This window comes from Variovorax sp. 01T432, assembly GCF_056398605.1.
Window position 1 is genome coordinate 35674 of the sequence record NZ_JBFTPS010000048.1, and the last position, 16967, is coordinate 52640.

Below are 16967 nucleotides of genomic sequence, written 5' to 3' on the forward strand. Positions count from 1 at the left end.
TGGCACCCGTCGAGAAGAAATCCAAGGAGACGAGCATGGACGAAATCACGCAAGCGCCACTGCAAGCCCACCAACTCGTTCGCCGCACCATCGCGCTGGTGCTGGCGGGCGGACGCGGCTCCCGTCTCAAGCAGCTGACCGACCGCCGCGCCAAGCCGGCGGTCTACTTCGGCGGCAAATTCCGCATCATCGACTTCGCGCTCTCCAACTGCCTGAACTCCGGCATCCGGCGCATGGCGGTGGTCACCCAGTACAAATCGCACTCGCTCATGCGCCACCTGCAGCGCGGCTGGAGCTTTCTGCGCGCCGAGCTCAACGAGATGGTCGACGTCCTGCCCGCCCAGCAGCGCGTGGGCGACGAGCACTGGTACCGCGGCACCGCCGACGCCGTCTACCAGAACCTCGACATCATCCAGACCCGCTCCACACCGCACGACTATGTGGTGGTGCTGGCGGGCGACCATATCTACAAGATGGACTACTCGCTCATGCTGATGGATCACGTCCAGCACGGCGGGGGCTGCACGGTCGGCTGCATCGAAGTACCGCGCATGGAGGCCACGGCCTTCGGCGTGATGGCGATCGACGACGAGCGCAGGATCATCGACTTTCTCGAAAAGCCGGCCGACCCGCCGTCCATGCCAGGCAACGAGGCGATGGCGCTGGCGAGCATGGGCATCTACATCTTCGATTCCCAATACCTCTACCAACTGCTGGAGGAAGACAACGCCAATCCCGACTCCAGCCACGATTTCGGCAAGGACATCATTCCGCGCGTGGTGGCGCAGCGCCGGGCGCTGGCGCATCCCTTCGGCATGTCCTGCGTGACGCGGGCGCGGGGCGGCGCGGCCGCCAAGGCCTATTGGCGCGACGTGGGCACGATTGATGCATTCTGGGCCGCCAACCTCGACCTGGCCTCGATCACCCCCGAACTCGACATCTATGACACCGACTGGCCCATCTGGACCTACCAACGACAGCTGCCGCCGGCCAAGTTCGTGCTCGACCGCGCCGGCAAGCATGGCATGACGGTGAACACCATCATTTCCGGCGGCTGCATCGTCTCGGGCTCCAAGGTGAGCAGTTCGGTGCTGTTTTCGGGCGTGCGCATCCACTCGTTCTGCGAGATCAACGAGGCGGTCCTGCTGCCGGATGTGCAAGTCGGCCAGGGCGCGCGGCTGAACAAGGTCGTGGTCGACCGCGCCTGCGTCATTCCGGACGAAATGGTGGTGGGCGAAGACCCGGTGGCCGACGCCGCGCGCTTCGAGCGCACCGAGGGCGGCGTGGTCCTCATCACCCGCGAAATGCTCCAGCGGCTCGCGCCGCAGCCAACTTGATGCGGATCCTGCAAGTCAGCGCCGAAATCTTTCCTCTGCTCAAGACCGGCGGCCTGGCCGACATTGCCGGCGCGCTCCCCCTGGCACTGATGGCCGCCGATCAGGACGTCAGGGTGCTGCTGCCCGGCTTTCCCGCCATCCTCGCCGGCGTGAGCGAGCTCCAGCCCGTGGCGCAGCTCACCGCCCCCTGGGGCGAACGCGCGGGCCTGCTTGCCGGCCGCATCGCGATTCCCGACGGCCCCTCGATCCCCGCCTACGTGATCGACGCGCCCCCGCTCTACGACCGGCCCGGCAATCCCTACGAGGACGCAAACCGCCAGCCCTACATCGACAACGACCGGCGCTTCGCCCTGCTGGGCTGGTCGGCGGCACAAATCGCGCAGGGGCTCGACCCGCGTTGGCAGCCCGAGGTGATGCATGCCCACGACTGGCACGCCGGGCTCGCGCCCGCCTACCTGGCTTTCGCGCAGCGCGGGGGCGGCACGCGCGTCGGCAGCGTATTCACGGTACACAATCTGGCCTACCAGGGGCTGTTCGCGTCGCGGCATTTCGCCGGTCTCGGCCTGCCGGCCGAAGCCTTTAGCGTCGACGGGCTCGAGTACTACGGCCAGCTCTCCTTCATGAAGGGTGGCCTGTCCTATGCCGACCGCATCACGACCGTGAGCCCCACCTACGCGCGCGAGATCCAGACGCCCGAACAGGGCTTCGGCCTGGACGGCCTGATGCGCAGTCGTGCCGACGTGCTCACGGGCATCCTCAACGCGGTCGATGACCAGATCTGGAATCCGGCCCTCGACGCGCTGATCCCCCAGCGCTATGACGCCCGCCGGCTGGGCGGCAAGGCGCACTGCAAGGCCGTGATCCAGCAGGAACTGGGCCTGGCCCCCAAGGCGGACGCGCCGCTCTTCGTGGTAGTGAGCCGGCTGACCGAACAGAAAGGCCTGCACCTGGTGCTCGAAGGGCTGGACGCCCTGTTGGCGCATGGCGGCCAGCTTGCGCTGCTCGGCAGCGGCGATGCGCACTTGCAGGCCGCCTTTCGCGAGCGCGCTGCCGACGCGCCCCAGGCCGTGAGCGTCACGCTGGGCTACAGCGAGGCGCTCGCGCACAAGCTGTTCAGCGCCGGCGACGTGACCCTGGTGCCCTCGCTGTTCGAGCCCTGCGGCCTGACGCAGATGTACGGCCTCAAGTACGGCAGCCTGCCTCTGGTGCATCGCGTCGGCGGCCTGGCCGACACGGTGGTCGACACCACGCTCGAGGACATGGCCAGCGGCGAGGCCACCGGCTTCAGCTTCGACGGCTTCGAAGGCCACGGCTATGCGCGCGCCCTGCGCCGCGCCTTCGCGCTCTACCGGCGCCCGGCCGACTGGCAGGCCGTGCGCGCCAACGCCATGGCCCGGCCCGCCGACTGGGGCACCGCCGCCGCCCGCTATCTCGATGTCTATGCCCAGGCGCTCGCCTGAGGCGCTCGAACCCACTCACGCCGAGCCCACCATGACCATCGAAGACTTCAAGTACGACCACCCCGATCGCGACGTCGCCGCCTTCAAGCGCGCCGTCGCCAACAAGCTCACCTATGCCGTGGGCAAGGACCCGGTGACCGCCAGCCAGGACGACTGGCTGCACGCCACCGCGTTCGCCGTGCGCGACCAGCTGGTCGAGCGCTGGATGGCGACCACCCGTGCCAACTATGCGCAGGACCTCAAGCGCGTCTACTACATGTCGATGGAATTCCTCATCGGCCGCACCTTCACCAACGCGCTGCTGGCGGTCGATCTCTACGACACGGTGCGCGAGGCACTGGCCGACTTCGGCGTGGACATGGAGGCGCTCACCGAACTCGAACCCGACGCGGCCCTGGGCAACGGCGGCCTCGGACGGCTGGCCGCCTGTTTTCTCGATTCCATGGCCACGCTCGGCGTGCCGGGCTTCGGCTACGGCATCCGCTACGAGTACGGCATGTTCCGCCAGAAGATCGTCGGCGGCGAGCAGGTCGAGACGCCCGACTACTGGCTCACGCGCGGCAACCCCTGGGAGTTCCAGCGGCCGGAAGTCACCTTCCGCGTTCGCTTCGGCGGCCATGCGCAGAAACGGGAGCCGTCGCGCGACGGCAAGCCCGCCCCCTACGGCGCGGCCGACTGGGTCGATACGCACGACGTGCTAGCCGTCGCCTACGACACCATCATTCCAGGCTATGGCACACAGGCGACCAACACGCTGCGCCTGTGGTCGGCGCGCGCCACCGAGGAGATCGACCTGTCGGCTTTCAACCGCGGCAACTACATGGCGGCGGTGGAGAGCAAGAACCATTCGGAGAACGTGTCGCGCGTGCTCTATCCCGACGACTCCACGCCCTCCGGCCGGGAGTTGCGCCTGCACCAGGAGTACTTCTTCGTGAGCGCCAGCGTGCAGGACCTGCTGCGGCGCTACCTGCGCAATCACACGAGCTTCGACCTGCTGCCCGACAAGGTCAGCATCCACCTGAACGACACCCACCCCGTGCTCGCCGTGCCCGAGCTGATGCGCCTGCTCATCGACGAACACGGCCTGGGCTGGGACGCGGCCTGGGCGCACACGCAGAGGGTGTTCAGCTACACCAACCACACGCTGATGCACGAGGCGCTGGAAACCTGGCCAGTGGAGATGATCGGGCGCGTGCTGCCGCGGCACCTGCAGATCATCTACGACATGAACGCGCGCTTCCTGGCGACTGTCACCCAGAAGCTCGGCAACGACGTCGAACTGCTGCGCCGGCTCTCGCTGGTCGACGAATCCGGCGAGCGGCGCGTGCGCATGGCCTATGTGGCGGTGCTCGCGAGCCATTCGATCAACGGTGTCTCGGGGCTGCACTCCGAGCTGATGAAGCAATCCATCTTCGCGGACTTCGCGAAGCTCTTTCCGGAGCGCTTCAACAACAAGACCAACGGCGTCACACCCCGGCGCTGGCTGGCACAGGCCAATCCGCCGCTCGCGGCCCTGCTCGACCGGCGCATCGGCAAGGGATGGCGGCGCGACCTCACGCAGCTGGAGGCTCTGCGCCCGATGGCCGAGCAATCCGCCTTTGCGCGCGCCTTCCGCCACGCCAAGCGCGAGAACAAGCTGCGGCTGGCCAACTGGGTGGAGCAGCACCTGCACATCGACCTCGACACCGACGCGATGTTCGACGTGCAGGTCAAGCGCATCCACGAATACAAGCGCCAGTTGCTCAACGTCCTGCACGTGATCACGCGCTACCAGCGCATCATCGAGGCGCACGAGGAGGGCCGCACCTGCGAGCTCGTGCCGCGCGTGGTGGTGTTCGCGGGCAAGGCGGCATCGGCCTACCTGGTGGCCAAGCAGGTGATTCGCCTGATCAACGATGTGGCGACGGTCATCAACAGCGACCCGCGGGCCGGCAAGCTGCTGAAGGTGGTGTTCCTGCCGAATTACAGCGTGAGCCTGGCCGAGATCATCATGCCGGCGGCGGACCTGTCGGAGCAGATCTCCACGGCCGGCACGGAGGCCTCGGGCACCGGCAACATGAAATTCGCGCTCAACGGCGCACTGACCATCGGCACGCTCGACGGCGCGAATGTCGAGATGAGGGACAACGTCGGCGAGGAGAACATCTTCATCTTCGGCAACACCACGCCGCAGGTGGCCGAGATCCGTGCAAGCGGCTACCAGCCGCGCGACATCTACGAATCGAACCCCGAACTGCAGCGCGTGCTCGACGCGATCCGCGACGGCGTGTTCTCGCCCGGCGAGCCGTCGCGCTACCAGGGCATCTTCGACGCGCTGGTGAACTGGGGCGACCATTACCTGCTGCTGGCGGACTACGCGAGCTATGTCGAGACGCAGGCGAAGGTGGATGCGCTCTACAAGGATGCCGACGCCTGGACGCGCAAGGCCATCCTCAACGTGGCCGGCATGGGCGCCTTCTCATCGGACCGGACCATCGCGGAGTACGCGCATGAAATCTGGCATACCAAGCCAATAAAGATCTGACCCCCAGGCTGCGCGCACTTCGTGTCACTTCGCCCACCCCCTTGCGGGGGCAACACCGGCGGCCCGGCAGAGCCGGTTCCGCCGTGCTTCCGGGTTTCTGGGTCGGGGCTATCTGGGGTGGGCGGGGCTGGGGGGTGCTTCGGTGACGAAACCGATGCGGCTCAGGCCCGCCTTGTTCGCGATGCCCATCAGCTCGACAACCCTGCCATAGGGCACGGTCTGGTCGGCGCGCAATTGCACCTCGGTGTCGGGGCTGGCGGCGGCAGCCTTCTGGAGACGGACCGCGAGTTCCTCGGGAGTCACGGGCTGCTCGTCGAGGAACACCTTGCCGGCGGCATCGATCGAGAGGCTCACGAACTTCGGCGTGTCAGTGGGACGGCCCGCATCGGTGCGCGGCAGGTCGAGCTTGATCGAACTCGCCATCAATGGCGCGGTAATGATGAAGATCACCAGCAGCACCAGCATCACGTCGACCAGCGGCGTGACGTTGATGTCGGACAACGGACGCTGGCCGCCCGCACCGGTCGAGCGCCCGCCAGTGGCGGCGCTGCCCAGGGATGTGCGACCGAAGGCCATGGCGTGTGCGCCTAGGCCGGCACGGCACCGGCCGGCGGCGCTTCGCCAGGAGGGCCGCCAAGCACGCCGAGCAGGTCGTGCGCGAAACCTTCGAGTTCGGCCTCGATGCGGGCAACCACCCGGCCGAACACGTTGTAGGCGAGCACGGCCGGTATCGCAACCGCCAGGCCGAAGGCGGTCATGACCAGCGCTTCGCCAACCGGGCCAGCCACCTTGTCGATGGTGAAGCCCCCCGTCTCGCCAGCGATGGCCATGAGCGCGCCGTAGATGCCCCAGACCGTGCCGAGCAACCCGACGAAGGGCGCCGTGGCGCCGACCGTGGCCAGCAGGATCTGGCCGGCCTGCAGGCGGCGCAGGGCCGCATGGAGCGCATCGCGCAGCACCCGCGTGAGGCGCTGGCCCAGGTCACCAGCGCCGCCGAGCGTGGCGCCATCGGCGCGCAGCGGGAGATTCTTCACGGCGCTCACCGCCGGCCAGACCAGCGCAGCGCGATCGAAAGCCTTGAGGCTGGCCTCCGCGTCGCCCAGCGAAGGCGACTGCCAGAACGCCGCGATGCTGCGCACCACGTCGCGCGTGCCGCCGCGCAGCAGCCAGGCCTTCCAGAGGATCACCACCCAACTCGAGACGGACATCGCGAACAGCAAGGCTGCCACCGAGCGGCTGACGCCGTCGCCGTGCGTGAGCAGCTGAAGGACGCTCATGCCCGATCAGCGCAGCCCGAGTACGTCGAACATGTCGAACAGGCCGCTCTTCTTGTCCGCCAGGAAGCGCACGGCACGCAGGCTGCCCTGCGCATAGGTCGCGCGGCTGGACGACTTGTGCGTGATCTCGATGCGCTCGCCGGTGCCCGCGAACAGCACCGTGTGGTCACCCACGATGTCGCCGCCGCGGATGGTCGCGAAGCCGATGGTCGAGGGATCGCGCTCGCCGGTGATGCCCTCGCGCCCGTAGACGGCGCATTCCTTGAGGTCGCGCCCGAGCGCGTCGGCGATGACCTCGCCCATCTTGAGCGCCGTGCCCGAGGGCGCATCGACCTTGTGGCGATGGTGGGCTTCGATGATCTCGATGTCATAGCCGGTCGACAGCGCCTTGGCCGCCATTTCCAGCAGCTTGAAGGTGACGTTGACGCCAACGCTCATGTTGGGCGCCATCATGATCGCGATGTCCTTCGCAGCATCCGCGATCTCGGCCTTCTGCGCGTCGCTGAACCCGGTCGTGCCGATCACCATCTGCACGCCGAGTTCGCGGCAGGCCGCGAGATGGGCCATCGTGCCCTCGGGCCGTGTGAAATCGATCAGCACCTGCGCGTCCACCATGCCCGTGCGCGGATCGGCCACGATGGGAACGCCGCTGACGAAGCCAAGGAAAGCCGCCGCGTCGTTGCCGACCGCGGTGCTGCCCGGGACGTCGAAGGCGCCGGCGAGCCGGCAGTCCTGCGCTTCGCGCACGGCTTCGATCAGCATGTGGCCCATGCGGCCGGAAGCACCGGCAATGGCGATCCGCCGCAGGGGCGGCGTGGAGGAAGAAGAGGATTCAGTCACGCGTTCGGGCCTTGAAGAGTTGGGGCCTTGAAGAAATGCCGTCGGGCCGGCCGCGCGGCCGACGCCCGCTCAGCGCGTCGATTCCAGCGGGGGATAGCTGGGTGGGAGCGGCGGCAACGGGGCCGCCGGGGCCGCCTCGGCCTTGTCCTGGGCGGCCGGTTCGTACTTCTTGAGCTGGTCTTCCGTCGCTTCCAGCTTGGGCACCTTGCCGCTGACCTTGCGCCTGTCCAGCTTGGCGACAAACTCTTCTTCGCTCGGCATCGGATCGCCTTCGAAGCGGTCGAGCAGCTCGCCGTTGAAGTACAGCGTCAGGCGGCGCTGCTGGGGCTCGACGCCCTGGCGCCGGATCGTGAACACGTAGTCCCAGCGGTTGGCGTGGAAGACATCGGTCAGCAGCGAGGTGCCGAGGATCTCGCGCACCTGCTGGCGCGACATGCCGGGTTTCAGTGCCTCGACCTGCTCCTTCGACACGAAGTTGCCCTGGACCACTTCGACCTTGTAGGGCGTGATCGCGACGAGTGCGCTGCGCGAACTCTCGGTAATGCTGCTGCAGGCGCCGAGACACAGGCCGGCGGCGACGGCGCCGACAAGGGGCCAAAGGCGACGGTGTGGAATGGCGGACATGGGCAAAGGGGGTAGCGATATGATCGAATCATTGTAGCGGCTGGCCCCCGGCGGGCCCTCCCGCACGGCTGGCGAGGAACCACCATGGCCAACATCGACGAACTCAAAAGCACCGGCCTCAAGGCCACCCTTCCGCGCCTCAAGATTCTCGAGATATTCCAGAACGGCGGACAGCGCCATATGACAGCGGAAGACGTGTACCGCGTGCTGCTCAACGAGCACTCCGACATCGGCCTGGCGACGGTGTACCGGGTGCTCACCCAGTTCGAGCAGGCCGGCATCCTGGAGCGCAGCCACTTCGAGAGCGGCAAGGCGGTCTATGAGCTCAACGAGGGAAAGCACCACGATCACCTGATCTGCACCTCCTGCGGCAAGGTCGAGGAGTTCTACGACGCTGAGATCGAGCGCCGGCAGCAGATGATCTCGAAGGACAAGGGCTGGATCCTGCAGGACCATGCGATGTCGCTGTACGGCCTCTGCGGCGATTGCGCGAGCCGGCACTAGAAACTGACAGCCCCCCCGGCTTCTCACTGCGCTTCGCTGCGTGTAATTCGCCACCCCCCGAGGGGCTGAGGTCCGCGGCGGCTCAGTCGTCGTCGCGGGCGCTTTCCATTGCCTTGTGATGACGGGCGACGAAGTCGGCATAGGTGTCGATCCCCCGCAGTTGCAGGATCGAATTGCGCACCGCCGCCTCGACCAGCACGGCGATATTGCGGCCGGCCACCACCTGGATGATCACCTTGCGCACCGGAATCCCCAGGACGTCCTGGGTGAGCGGCGCCGAAGGCATGCGCTCGTAGTCGCGCTCGAAGCTGTCGCGCCGCACCAGGTGCACGATCAGCTTGAGCCGCATCTTCCGGCGCACGGCCGTCTCGCCGAAGATCGCGCGGATGTCGAGCAAGCCGATGCCGCGCACTTCCAGCAGGTTCTGAAGCAACTCGGGGCAGCGGCCCTCCAGCGTGGTCTGGTTGATGCGATAGAGGTCGACGGCGTCATCGGCCACCAGCCCATTGCCGCGCGAAATCAGTTCGAGGCCGAGTTCGCTCTTTCCGAGCCCCGATTCGCCCGTGATCATGACGCCCAGGCCCAGGATGTCCATGAACACGCCGTGCATCGACGTGCGCTCGGCGAAATGCTTGGACAGGTAGGCGCGCAGCAGGTCGATGACGAAAGCCGAGGATTCGCGCGTGGCGAACAGGGGCAGTTGCGCGCGCTCGCAGATCGACAGCAGTTCGTCGGGCGCGGCCTGCCCATCGGCCAGCACCAGCATGGGCGGCTCGAGGGTGACGATGCGCGCGACACGCCGCACGCAATCCTCGGGCGTACCGCGTGTCAGGTAGGCCACCTCGCGCGCGCCCAGGATCTGCACGCGATATGGATGGATGTAATTGAGGTAACCGACCAGGTCCGCGGCCGACTGGGCGCGGCTGATGACGTCGGAGTCGAACTGCCGCTCCGAGGCGCCCAGACCCGCGAGCCACTCCCACCGGAGCGAGCCGCGAAACTCCTCGAACATCGCATCGGCACTGATGACGGTCGGTTTCATGCGTTCGCGGAGTCAGTCGTGGGCAGCCGCCGGGAGGCGGCGCGGCACACACATTGGCAAGCCGGACGGCTCACTTAGGCGACTTGGGCCGACTGCCATCCCGCAATCAGGGCGTGAAGCGCGGCGGCGTCCGTACTTGATTTGATCTGCTCGCGCAGGCTGGCATCGCTCAGCAGCTCCGCGATCTCGGAAAGAATTTCGAGATGCTTCTGCGTGGCCGCTTCCGGCACCAGCAGAAAAATGAGCAGCACGACGGGCTGCTCGTCCGGCGCGTCGAACCCGATCGGATTCGCGAGCTGGAATACCGCGGCCATCGGCGCCTTGAGGCCCTTGATGCGTCCATGCGGAATCGCAACGCCGTGCCCCAGGCCGGTGGACCCCAGGCGCTCGCGGGCGAACAGGCTGTCGGTGATAAGGGCACGGCCGAGGCCATGCAGGTTTTCGAAGAGCAGACCTGCTTCTTCGAAAGCGCGCTTCTTACTTGTGGCGTCAACGCTCACGAGTACTTGAGCGGGCGGCAGGATGGACGCGAGTCGGTTCATGTTGGGTGCAGGGCGGGGGCGATTATGCACCTGCCCCGGAAAAAGCAAAGGGCCGCCCCAAGGCGGCCCGCAAGAGTGTTTGCCCGAAGACCAACTACATCACGCGTTTCGGCGCTTCGTGATGGTGGTCCTGCAAGCGGTCCTTGTGCCGGACGACCTGCCGGTCGAGCTTGTCCACCAGCTCGTCGACGGCGGCGTAAAGATCAGCGTGGCTCGACTCCGCGAACATGTCATTTCCCTTGACGTGAATGTTGCATTCGGCCCGTTGCCGACGCTCCTTTTCCTTCTGCTTTTCCACCGTGAGGATCACCTTCACATCGACCACCTGGTCGAAGTGTCGGGTGATCCGATCCAGCTTGCTCGTGACGTAGCTGCGCAAGGCTGGGGAAACGTCGAGATGATGACCGCTGATCGTCAGATTCATGAATGACCTCCTGGAATTGACGGTTGGGGAAAAAGCCGTACCCCCGTGAAGAGGCATGGCCGACGAAAAAGAAAGAGAGGCTGAGAAAGAAAAGAGAAGAAGGCAGAAGTGGGAAGGAAGGGGGGAGAGAGGAGGAGAAGGGACGGTCGATTCACTATGCCCATGCCGTCATCGAATTGCAATGCCCTTGTGCTTGGGCCCGCCCGCACCCATGACCAAGGCCGCCGGATTGCTATCGAATTGATAGCTTGTCACGCCAGTGTGACGGGGGCCGCGGGACGACGTAGAACCAATGTCGACGTGGTCCGGCGCACGCGGGTGACCCTTCCGCCAGCAGGGCCGAATCGCTCAGCGCCAGGCGGCGCGCATGCGGCTGAGCAGGTCGATCGTCGCTGCTGGCGGTGGCACATGAGGCGCACGCTCGGGCGGCGGCGGCCAGGTCTGCTGATCGAAGGCTTGGGCATCGGCCGCCGAAATGAATCGCGTCCGGCCCGCGTAAACATGCCGGTCGCCGCGGACGGCCTGCTGCGTGACGTAGAAGCGTTGAGGCACCAGCAGGTGCAGATGGTCGCGCGCGCGGGTCATGGCGACATAGAGCAGTCGCCGCTCCTCCTCGAGTTCGCTGGCCCCCTGCGCGACATCCGCCGGTATGCAGCCGTCGACCACGTTGAGCACATGCACCGAGGTCCACTCCTGTCCCTTGGCCGAATGGATGGTGGAGAGGATGAGGTAATCCTCGTCGAGCAGCGGCGGGCCCGCCCGATCGCTCGTGGCCTCCGGCGGGTCCAGGGTGAGTTCGGTCAGAAAGCGCTCGCGCGAAGAATAGCCGGCGGCCAGCCGGGCCAGTTGTTCGATGTCGAGGCGGCGCGGCCCGGCGTCGTCGTGGAGCCGCTCGAGGTGCGGCAGATACCAGCCCAGGGCGAGTTCCATGTCGCCCGGCCAGGCCAGCGCGGGCGCACGCAGCGCTTCGTACACGGCCGCGAAACGCGCCCACTCGGTCTGCGCCGCGGAGGGCGCGACAAAGTCCCGCACGACGGCACCCGGTTCGGCGGCCTGCGCCATGGCTTCGAGCAGGCGCGTAGACGTCGCCGGGCCGATGCCCGGAATCAGTTGCGTCACCCGGAAACCGGCCATGCGGCCCCGCGGGTTCTCGGCGAAGCGCAGCACGGCGAGCAGGTCCTTCACGTGCGCGGCCTCGAGGAACTTGAGGCCGCCGTACTTGACGAAAGGAATGTTGCGCCGCGCGAGCTCCAGTTCGAGCGCCGCGCTGTGCGAGGAGGTGCGAAACAGCACCGCCTGCGATTTGAGCGCCAACCCGCCCTCGCGGTGCGCGAGGACGCGATCGGCCACCCAACGCGCCTGCTGGGCCTCGTCGGGCACCAGCACCAGTTGCGGCCGCCCGGCCGAGGGCTTGTCGGTCCAGAGCGTCTTGGCGTGGCGTTCCGCCGCCCGGGCGATCACCGCGTTGGAGACATCGAGGATGGGCTGCGTCGAGCGGTAGTTGCGTTCGAGCGTGACCACGCGCGCCGGCTGGGTGAAATGCCCCGGAAAGTCGAGGATGTTGCGCACGGTTGCGCCGCGGAACGAGTAGATCGACTGGGCGTCGTCTCCCACCACCGTGACGCCGCGGCCGTCCGGCTTGAGCGCGCGCAGGATGGCGGCCTGCAGCAGGTTCGTGTCCTGGTACTCGTCGACCAGCACATGGTCGAAACGCTCGCCGATCTCGGCAGCGAGCGCTGGCTCCGCCACCATCTCGGCCCAGTACAGCAGCAGGTCGTCGTAGTCGAGCACGTGCTGCTGCTGCTTGGCCTCGACGTAGGCGCCGAACAGGCGCTTGAGTTCCGACTCCCATTCGGCGCACCACGGAAACGCATGCTTGAGGACCTCGGCAAGCGGCGCGCAGGTGTTGACGGCGCGCGAGTAGATCGACAGGCAGGTGCTCTTGCGCGGAAAGCGCCGCTCCATGGACGCCAGCCCGATGTCGTTGCGCACCAGGCCCATCAGGTCTTCGGCGTCGCCGCGGTCGTGGATGGTGAAGTTCTCGTCCAGGCCGATCCGGGCCGCGTATTCGCGCAGCAGGCGGGCGCCGACGCCGTGGAAGGTGCCGGCCCAGGGCAACGCCGGCGGCGCCCCCTGCGATGCCAGGCCCAGCACGCGCGCCAGCACCTGGCCGGCGCGCCGCTCCATTTCCTGCGCGGCGCGGCGGGAGAAGGTCAGCAGCAGGATGCGCTGCGCATCGGTGCCCCGCGCGATCAGGTGGGCCACGCGGTGCGCCAGCGTGTTGGTCTTGCCCGAGCCGGCGCCGGCGATCACCAGCAACGGCCGCGCATCGGGCTGCGCCGCCTCGCCCCCGGCCCCGTGCGCGCCGTGCTGCACCGCCGCGCGCTGCGCGTCGTTGAGCTTCCCGAGTGCGGCGGCGAGACGCTCGGCCTGGGTGGTGGGTGCGGGTGTCGCAACGCTCTGCATCGCCGCAACTTTACTGTATGTCCATCCAGACGTCCGAGTGATTGCCCAAGGGCCGGTGACATAATCGCGCCGCACCGCATTTGGAGTCGCCGCATGGACCTTCCGCCTCCGCGGCTTTCAACTCCCGTCTGACGGCCCGTCGGCGAGGAGCTTGAAAGCGCCCCTTCCTCGCCCATCCGCCCAGACATTTCACGGGAGTGAGCCTTGCTCAACATCTTCACGCTCGCCAATGGCCGCCTCGTCCAGGAAGAGATCGAAGCGCTGGAAGAGCTTTCCAAGTTCCAGCCCATCTGGGTCGACCTCGAATCGCCCACGGTCGAGGAAAAGCGCTGGATCAAGCAGTACTATGGCCTGTCCATTCCCGAAGACGCGATGGACGAGGACATCGAGGAATCCGCGCGCTTCTATGAGGAAGACAACGGCGAACTGCACATCCGCAGCGACTTCCTGATCGACGACGACGAGAACCCGCGCTCCGTGCGCGTGGCCTTCATCCTCAACCAGCACAACACCGAACTGCGCAGCCGCGGCGTGCTGTTCTCGATTCACGACGAGGACGTGCCGGTGTTCCGCCTCCTGCGCATGCGCGCGCGCCGCGCGCCGGGACTGATCGAGGACGCGAAGGAAGTGCTTCTCAAGCTCTTCGACGCCGACGCCGAATACTCCGCCGACACACTCGAGAACATCTACGACGAACTCGAGATCGCCGGCAAGAAGGTGCTCGAAGGCAACGTGAGCGACGAACTCGCCGGCGAGGTGCTGGGCGCCATCGCGCGGCAGGAAGACCTGAACGGGCGCATCCGCCGCAACGTGATGGACACGCGCCGCGCCGTGAGCTTCATGATGCGCAGCCGCATGCTCAATGCGGAGCAGTTCGAGGAGGCGCGGCAGATCCTGCGCGACATCGAATCGCTCGACAACCACACGGCCTTCCTGTTCGAGAAGATCAACTTCCTGATGGCCGCGACCGTCGGCTTCATCAACATCAACCAGAACAAGACCATCAAGATCTTCTCGGTCGCCAGCGTGGCGCTGCTGCCGCCGACGCTGATCGCGAGCATCTACGGCATGAACATGCAGTTTCCGGAGATCGCCGCGCTCGGCGCCGCCGGCTACCCCTACGTGCTCGTCCTGATGGTGGTCAGCGCGCTGGGGCCGATGCTGTACTTCCGCAGCCGCGGCTGGCTCAAGTAGCGAGCCCGTCCGGCGCCGGCTCGGGCAGCGAGCCCAGCCAGGCGTCGATCACCGCCAGGCTGTAGCGGCTCGCGACCGCAGCGACGAAGCGCAGGAAATCGGCGTGCGCCGCATCGTCGGCGCGATCCGAAATCGTCCGGATCGCGGCGAAGGGCACGCCATAGTCGTGGCACACCTGCGCCACCGCCGCGCCCTCCATCTCGACCGCCAGCGCATCGGGCAGGTCATTGCGCAGCGCCGCGCTTTCCGAAGCGGTCGACACGAAGCGGTCCCCGCTCACCAGCAGGCCGCGATGAAGCCTCGGTGCCGTCAGGCCGAAATCGTCGATCACCTGCTGCCCGAGCAGCGACAGCGGATCGCGCAGCAGATCGCGCGCGACGGCCGCGAGGGAATCGCTGATCGAGGTGTCGGTCGCGAAGCGCGCGTGGCCCGTCAGCGGCACCTCGTACTTCGGGAAGATCGGCGAGGCGTCCAGGTCGTGCTGCAGCAGCCTGGTGGCGACCACCACGTCGCCCACCAGCACGCCGGGTGCCAGCCCGCCCGCGACGCCCGTGAAGACGATCGCGCGGACGCCGAAGCGCTCCAGCAGCACCGTGGCCGTCGTGGCTGCCGCGACCTTGCCGATGCGCGAGAGCACCGCGACGATCGGCTGCCCTCGCAGATGGCCCACCCAGAAGTCGCGCCCGGCCACGCGCACGCGCCTCTCGTCGGGCATGACCGCGAGCAGGGCGCCCAGTTCCTCCTGCATCGCCGCGACGATCGCGACCGGCGCCGTCATGTGCTGCCCTCGCCCGTGGCCTATTTCTTGTCGCGCAGTTCGCGACGCAGGATCTTGCCGACCGGCGTCTTCGGCAGGTCGGTGCGGAACTCGATCAGCCTCGGCTGCTTGTAGCCGGTGAGGTTGGCGCGGCAGTACTCCCGCACTTGCGCCTCGGTGAGATCGGGATTCTTTCTCACGATCACCAGCTTCACCGCCTCGCCCGTCTTCTCGTCGGCGATGCCCACGGCAGCGCATTCCAGCACGCCCGGGATCTTCGCGACCACGTCCTCGATCTCGTTCGGATACACGTTGAAGCCCGAGACCAGGATCATGTCCTTCTTGCGATCGACAATCCTGAAGAAGCCCCGCTCGTCCATCACGCCGATGTCGCCGGACTTGAAGTAGCCGTCGGCCGTCATGACCTTGGCCGTCTCGTCCGGGCGCTGCCAGTAGCCCGCCATCACCTGCGGCCCCTTGATGGCGATCTCGCCCGGCTGGCCCATCGGCACTTCATGGCCGTCGTCGTCCAACAGCTTCAGCAAGGTGCTCGACAGCGGCACCCCGATGGTCCCGGTGTAGGCGGTGCTGGTGGTCGGATTGCAGGTGACCGAGGGCGAGGTCTCGGACAGGCCGTAGCCCTCGCAGATCGGGCAGCCGGTCTTCTCGAGCCACAGCTTGGCCACCGCCCCCTGCACCGCCATGCCGCCGCCGACCGAGACCTTCAGGTTCTTCCAGTTGACGGTCGCGAAATCAGGATGGTTCGCCAAGCCGTTGAACAAGGTGTTGACGGCCGGGAAGCTGTGGAATGTGTGCTTCGACAGCTCCTTGAGCACGCCCGCGATGTCGCGCGGATTCGCGATCAGGATCACCTTGCCGCCGGTTCGCATGCCAAGCATCATGTTCACCGTGAAGGCGAAGATGTGATAGAGCGGCAAGGCGCAGACGCTGGTGGGCTGTTCGCTGGCCGGGACCTTCTGCATGACCGGTTCGTTCCAGGCCTCCGACTGCAGCACATTGGCGATCACATTGCGATGCAGCAGCACCGCGCCTTTGGACACGCCGGTCGTGCCGCCCGTGTACTGCAGCACCGCCACATCGTCGGGCCCGATCGCCACCGGCTGCGGCGCGCGCCCCGCGCCCTTGTCCAGCGCATCGTTGAAGCGCACAGCGCCGGGCAGGCTGTACGGGGGCACCAGCTTCTTGACGTTGCGCACCACGTAGTTGACCAGCGCGCCCTTGAGCATGCCCAGGCGGTCGCCCATGGCGCTCAGCACGATGTGCTTGACCGGCGTGGCCGCGAGGCAATGCTGCAATGTCGTGCCGAAGTTCTCCATGATCACGATCGCCTTGGCGCCCGAATCCTTGAGTTGGTGCTCCAGCTCGCGCGGCGTGTACAGCGGATTGACGTTCACCAGGATCAGGCCGGCCCGCAGGATGCCCGCGACCGAGATCGGGTACTGCGGGCAGTTCGGCATCATGACCGCGACGCGGTCGCCCTTGACCAGGCCCAGCCCCTGCAGATAGCCCGCGAAGGCCCGGCTCAGCCTGTCGACCTCGGCATACCCCACGTCCTTGCCCATGAAGCTATAGGCCGTGCGCCCGGCGTACTTCGAGAAGCTCTCCTCCATCAACGCGACCAGCGAGGGGTAGCGCGAAGCGTCGATGTCGGCGGGCACGCCCTGCGGATAGCTGCCGAGCCAGGGGCGGTCTGTCATGCGTTGTGTCTCCTCTTGCGGGAATGCGGGGGGCTGCCGCGTCTGCGCGCGGCATGCGGCACGAAGGCACGGGGGACAGTCTTATTCGATCGCCTTGGCCATGTCTTCCACCACCTTCTTGGCATCGCCGAAGACCATCATGGTCTTGTCCATGTAGAACAGCTCGTTGTCCAGCCCCGCGTAGCCCGCGGCCATCGAGCGCTTGTTCACGATCACCGTCTTGGCCTTGTAGGCCTCCAGGATCGGCATGCCGTAGAT

At 66.9% G+C, this 16967-nt stretch carries 16 protein-coding genes; 5 read left to right on the top strand and 11 right to left on the bottom strand.

The genetic code is table 11. The features are described 5' to 3' along the window. Nucleotides 1–35 precede the first annotated feature (35 nt). The 3 genes from glgC to AC1DNF_RS27570 are packed head-to-tail and all read left to right on the top strand — an operon-like array spanning nt 36 to nt 5321. A complete protein-coding gene (gene glgC / locus AC1DNF_RS27560; protein ID WP_478151835.1) occupies nt 36–1337 on the top strand; it encodes a glucose-1-phosphate adenylyltransferase in 1302 nt (433 codons plus the stop codon). Beyond that, the gene (gene glgA / locus AC1DNF_RS27565) at nt 1337–2797 is read left to right on the top strand and encodes a glycogen synthase GlgA (RefSeq protein ID WP_478151836.1); all 1461 of its coding nucleotides are present in this window, start codon (nt 1337–1339) and stop codon (nt 2795–2797) included. Before glgC ends, glgA begins: the two co-directional genes overlap by 1 nt. Before the next feature lie 31 nt (nt 2798–2828). After that, complete coding sequence (locus tag AC1DNF_RS27570; RefSeq protein WP_478151837.1) at nt 2829–5321, top strand: glycogen/starch/alpha-glucan phosphorylase; 2493 nt, start codon at nt 2829–2831, stop codon at nt 5319–5321. Nucleotides 5322–5429: 108 nt separating this feature from the next. Here AC1DNF_RS27570 and AC1DNF_RS27575 read toward each other — a convergent pair whose 3' ends face one another. From AC1DNF_RS27575 to AC1DNF_RS27590, 4 genes are all read right to left on the bottom strand, one after another. Then, nucleotides 5430–5897, bottom strand: coding sequence for an ExbD/TolR family protein (locus AC1DNF_RS27575; RefSeq protein WP_478151838.1), 468 nt, complete (start codon nt 5895–5897; stop codon nt 5430–5432). A gap of 11 nt (nt 5898–5908) precedes the next feature. Then, a complete protein-coding gene (locus AC1DNF_RS27580; protein ID WP_478151839.1) occupies nt 5909–6598 on the bottom strand; it encodes a MotA/TolQ/ExbB proton channel family protein in 690 nt (229 codons plus the stop codon). A 6-nt stretch (nt 6599–6604) separates the two neighbouring features. Beyond that, nucleotides 6605–7405, bottom strand: coding sequence for a 4-hydroxy-tetrahydrodipicolinate reductase (gene dapB / locus AC1DNF_RS27585; RefSeq protein WP_478151848.1), 801 nt, complete (start codon nt 7403–7405; stop codon nt 6605–6607). Between the two features lie 102 nt (nt 7406–7507). Beyond that, the gene (locus AC1DNF_RS27590) at nt 7508–8062 is read right to left on the bottom strand and encodes an outer membrane protein assembly factor BamE (protein ID WP_478151840.1); all 555 of its coding nucleotides are present in this window, start codon (nt 8060–8062) and stop codon (nt 7508–7510) included. Nucleotides 8063–8146: 84 nt separating this feature from the next. On the opposite strand from AC1DNF_RS27590, the gene fur reads away from it, so the two are divergent. Next, entirely contained in the window at nt 8147–8566 is a 420-nt protein-coding gene (fur, locus tag AC1DNF_RS27595) for a ferric iron uptake transcriptional regulator (RefSeq protein ID WP_478151841.1), read from the top strand. Nucleotides 8567–8648: 82 nt separating this feature from the next. On the opposite strand, the gene hprK is transcribed toward fur, so the two are convergent. The 4 genes from hprK to AC1DNF_RS27615 all read right to left on the bottom strand — a co-directional run bounded on the left by hprK (nt 8649) and on the right by AC1DNF_RS27615 (nt 13040). Beyond that, nucleotides 8649–9608, bottom strand: a complete 960-nt coding sequence (gene hprK / locus AC1DNF_RS27600) for an HPr(Ser) kinase/phosphatase (protein ID WP_478151842.1) — start codon at nt 9606–9608, stop codon at nt 8649–8651. A 74-nt stretch (nt 9609–9682) separates the two neighbouring features. Then, nucleotides 9683–10150 carry a PTS sugar transporter subunit IIA gene (locus AC1DNF_RS27605; protein WP_478151849.1) on the bottom strand — a complete coding sequence of 156 codons (468 nt, stop codon included), beginning with the start codon at nt 10148–10150 and terminating at the stop codon, nt 9683–9685. A gap of 94 nt (nt 10151–10244) precedes the next feature. Beyond that, entirely contained in the window at nt 10245–10574 is a 330-nt protein-coding gene (gene hpf / locus AC1DNF_RS27610) for a ribosome hibernation-promoting factor, HPF/YfiA family (RefSeq protein ID WP_478151843.1), read from the bottom strand. 348 nt (nt 10575–10922) lie between these two features. Next, nucleotides 10923–13040, bottom strand: a complete 2118-nt coding sequence (locus tag AC1DNF_RS27615; protein ID WP_478151844.1) for an ATP-dependent helicase — start codon at nt 13038–13040, stop codon at nt 10923–10925. A gap of 204 nt (nt 13041–13244) precedes the next feature. On the opposite strand from AC1DNF_RS27615, the gene AC1DNF_RS27620 reads away from it, so the two are divergent. After that, nucleotides 13245–14234, top strand: coding sequence for a magnesium and cobalt transport protein CorA (locus AC1DNF_RS27620; RefSeq protein WP_478151845.1), 990 nt, complete (start codon nt 13245–13247; stop codon nt 14232–14234). Here the strand turns inward: AC1DNF_RS27620 and AC1DNF_RS27625 are convergent. From AC1DNF_RS27625 to AC1DNF_RS27635, 3 genes are all read right to left on the bottom strand, one after another. Next, on the bottom strand, nt 14227–15012 hold the full coding sequence (locus tag AC1DNF_RS27625; RefSeq protein WP_478151846.1) for a 5'-methylthioadenosine/adenosylhomocysteine nucleosidase: 786 nt from the start codon (nt 15010–15012) through the stop codon (nt 14227–14229). The genes AC1DNF_RS27620 and AC1DNF_RS27625 overlap by 8 nt on opposite strands. A gap of 20 nt (nt 15013–15032) precedes the next feature. After that, nucleotides 15033–16709, bottom strand: coding sequence for a long-chain-fatty-acid--CoA ligase (locus tag AC1DNF_RS27630; RefSeq protein ID WP_478151847.1), 1677 nt, complete (start codon nt 16707–16709; stop codon nt 15033–15035). 81 nt (nt 16710–16790) lie between these two features. Further along, nucleotides 16791–16967 (bottom strand): NAD(P)(+) transhydrogenase (Re/Si-specific) subunit beta (locus AC1DNF_RS27635; protein ID WP_478149011.1); only part of this gene is annotated, 177 nt, incomplete at its 5' end.

What these genes read in the sequence shown, in the direction of transcription:
- AC1DNF_RS27570 (WP_478151837.1), top strand. Translation starts at nt 2,829, where the DNA reads ATGACCATCGAAGACTTCAAGTACGACCACCCCGATCGCGACGTCGCC.
- AC1DNF_RS27575 (WP_478151838.1), bottom strand. Translation starts at nt 5,897, where the DNA reads ATGGCCTTCGGTCGCACATCCCTGGGCAGCGCCGCCACTGGCGGGCGC.
- AC1DNF_RS27625 (WP_478151846.1), bottom strand. Translation starts at nt 15,012, where the DNA reads ATGACGGCGCCGGTCGCGATCGTCGCGGCGATGCAGGAGGAACTGGGC.
- hpf (WP_478151843.1), bottom strand. Translation starts at nt 10,574, where the DNA reads ATGAATCTGACGATCAGCGGTCATCATCTCGACGTTTCCCCAGCCTTG.
- glgA (WP_478151836.1), top strand. Translation starts at nt 1,337, where the DNA reads ATGCGGATCCTGCAAGTCAGCGCCGAAATCTTTCCTCTGCTCAAGACC.
- AC1DNF_RS27630 (WP_478151847.1), bottom strand. Translation starts at nt 16,709, where the DNA reads ATGACAGACCGCCCCTGGCTCGGCAGCTATCCGCAGGGCGTGCCCGCC.
- glgC (WP_478151835.1), top strand. Translation starts at nt 36, where the DNA reads ATGGACGAAATCACGCAAGCGCCACTGCAAGCCCACCAACTCGTTCGC.
- AC1DNF_RS27590 (WP_478151840.1), bottom strand. Translation starts at nt 8,062, where the DNA reads ATGTCCGCCATTCCACACCGTCGCCTTTGGCCCCTTGTCGGCGCCGTC.
- AC1DNF_RS27615 (WP_478151844.1), bottom strand. Translation starts at nt 13,040, where the DNA reads ATGCAGAGCGTTGCGACACCCGCACCCACCACCCAGGCCGAGCGTCTC.
- hprK (WP_478151842.1), bottom strand. Translation starts at nt 9,608, where the DNA reads ATGAAACCGACCGTCATCAGTGCCGATGCGATGTTCGAGGAGTTTCGC.
- AC1DNF_RS27605 (WP_478151849.1), bottom strand. Translation starts at nt 10,150, where the DNA reads ATGAACCGACTCGCGTCCATCCTGCCGCCCGCTCAAGTACTCGTGAGC.
- fur (WP_478151841.1), top strand. Translation starts at nt 8,147, where the DNA reads ATGGCCAACATCGACGAACTCAAAAGCACCGGCCTCAAGGCCACCCTT.
- AC1DNF_RS27580 (WP_478151839.1), bottom strand. Translation starts at nt 6,598, where the DNA reads ATGAGCGTCCTTCAGCTGCTCACGCACGGCGACGGCGTCAGCCGCTCG.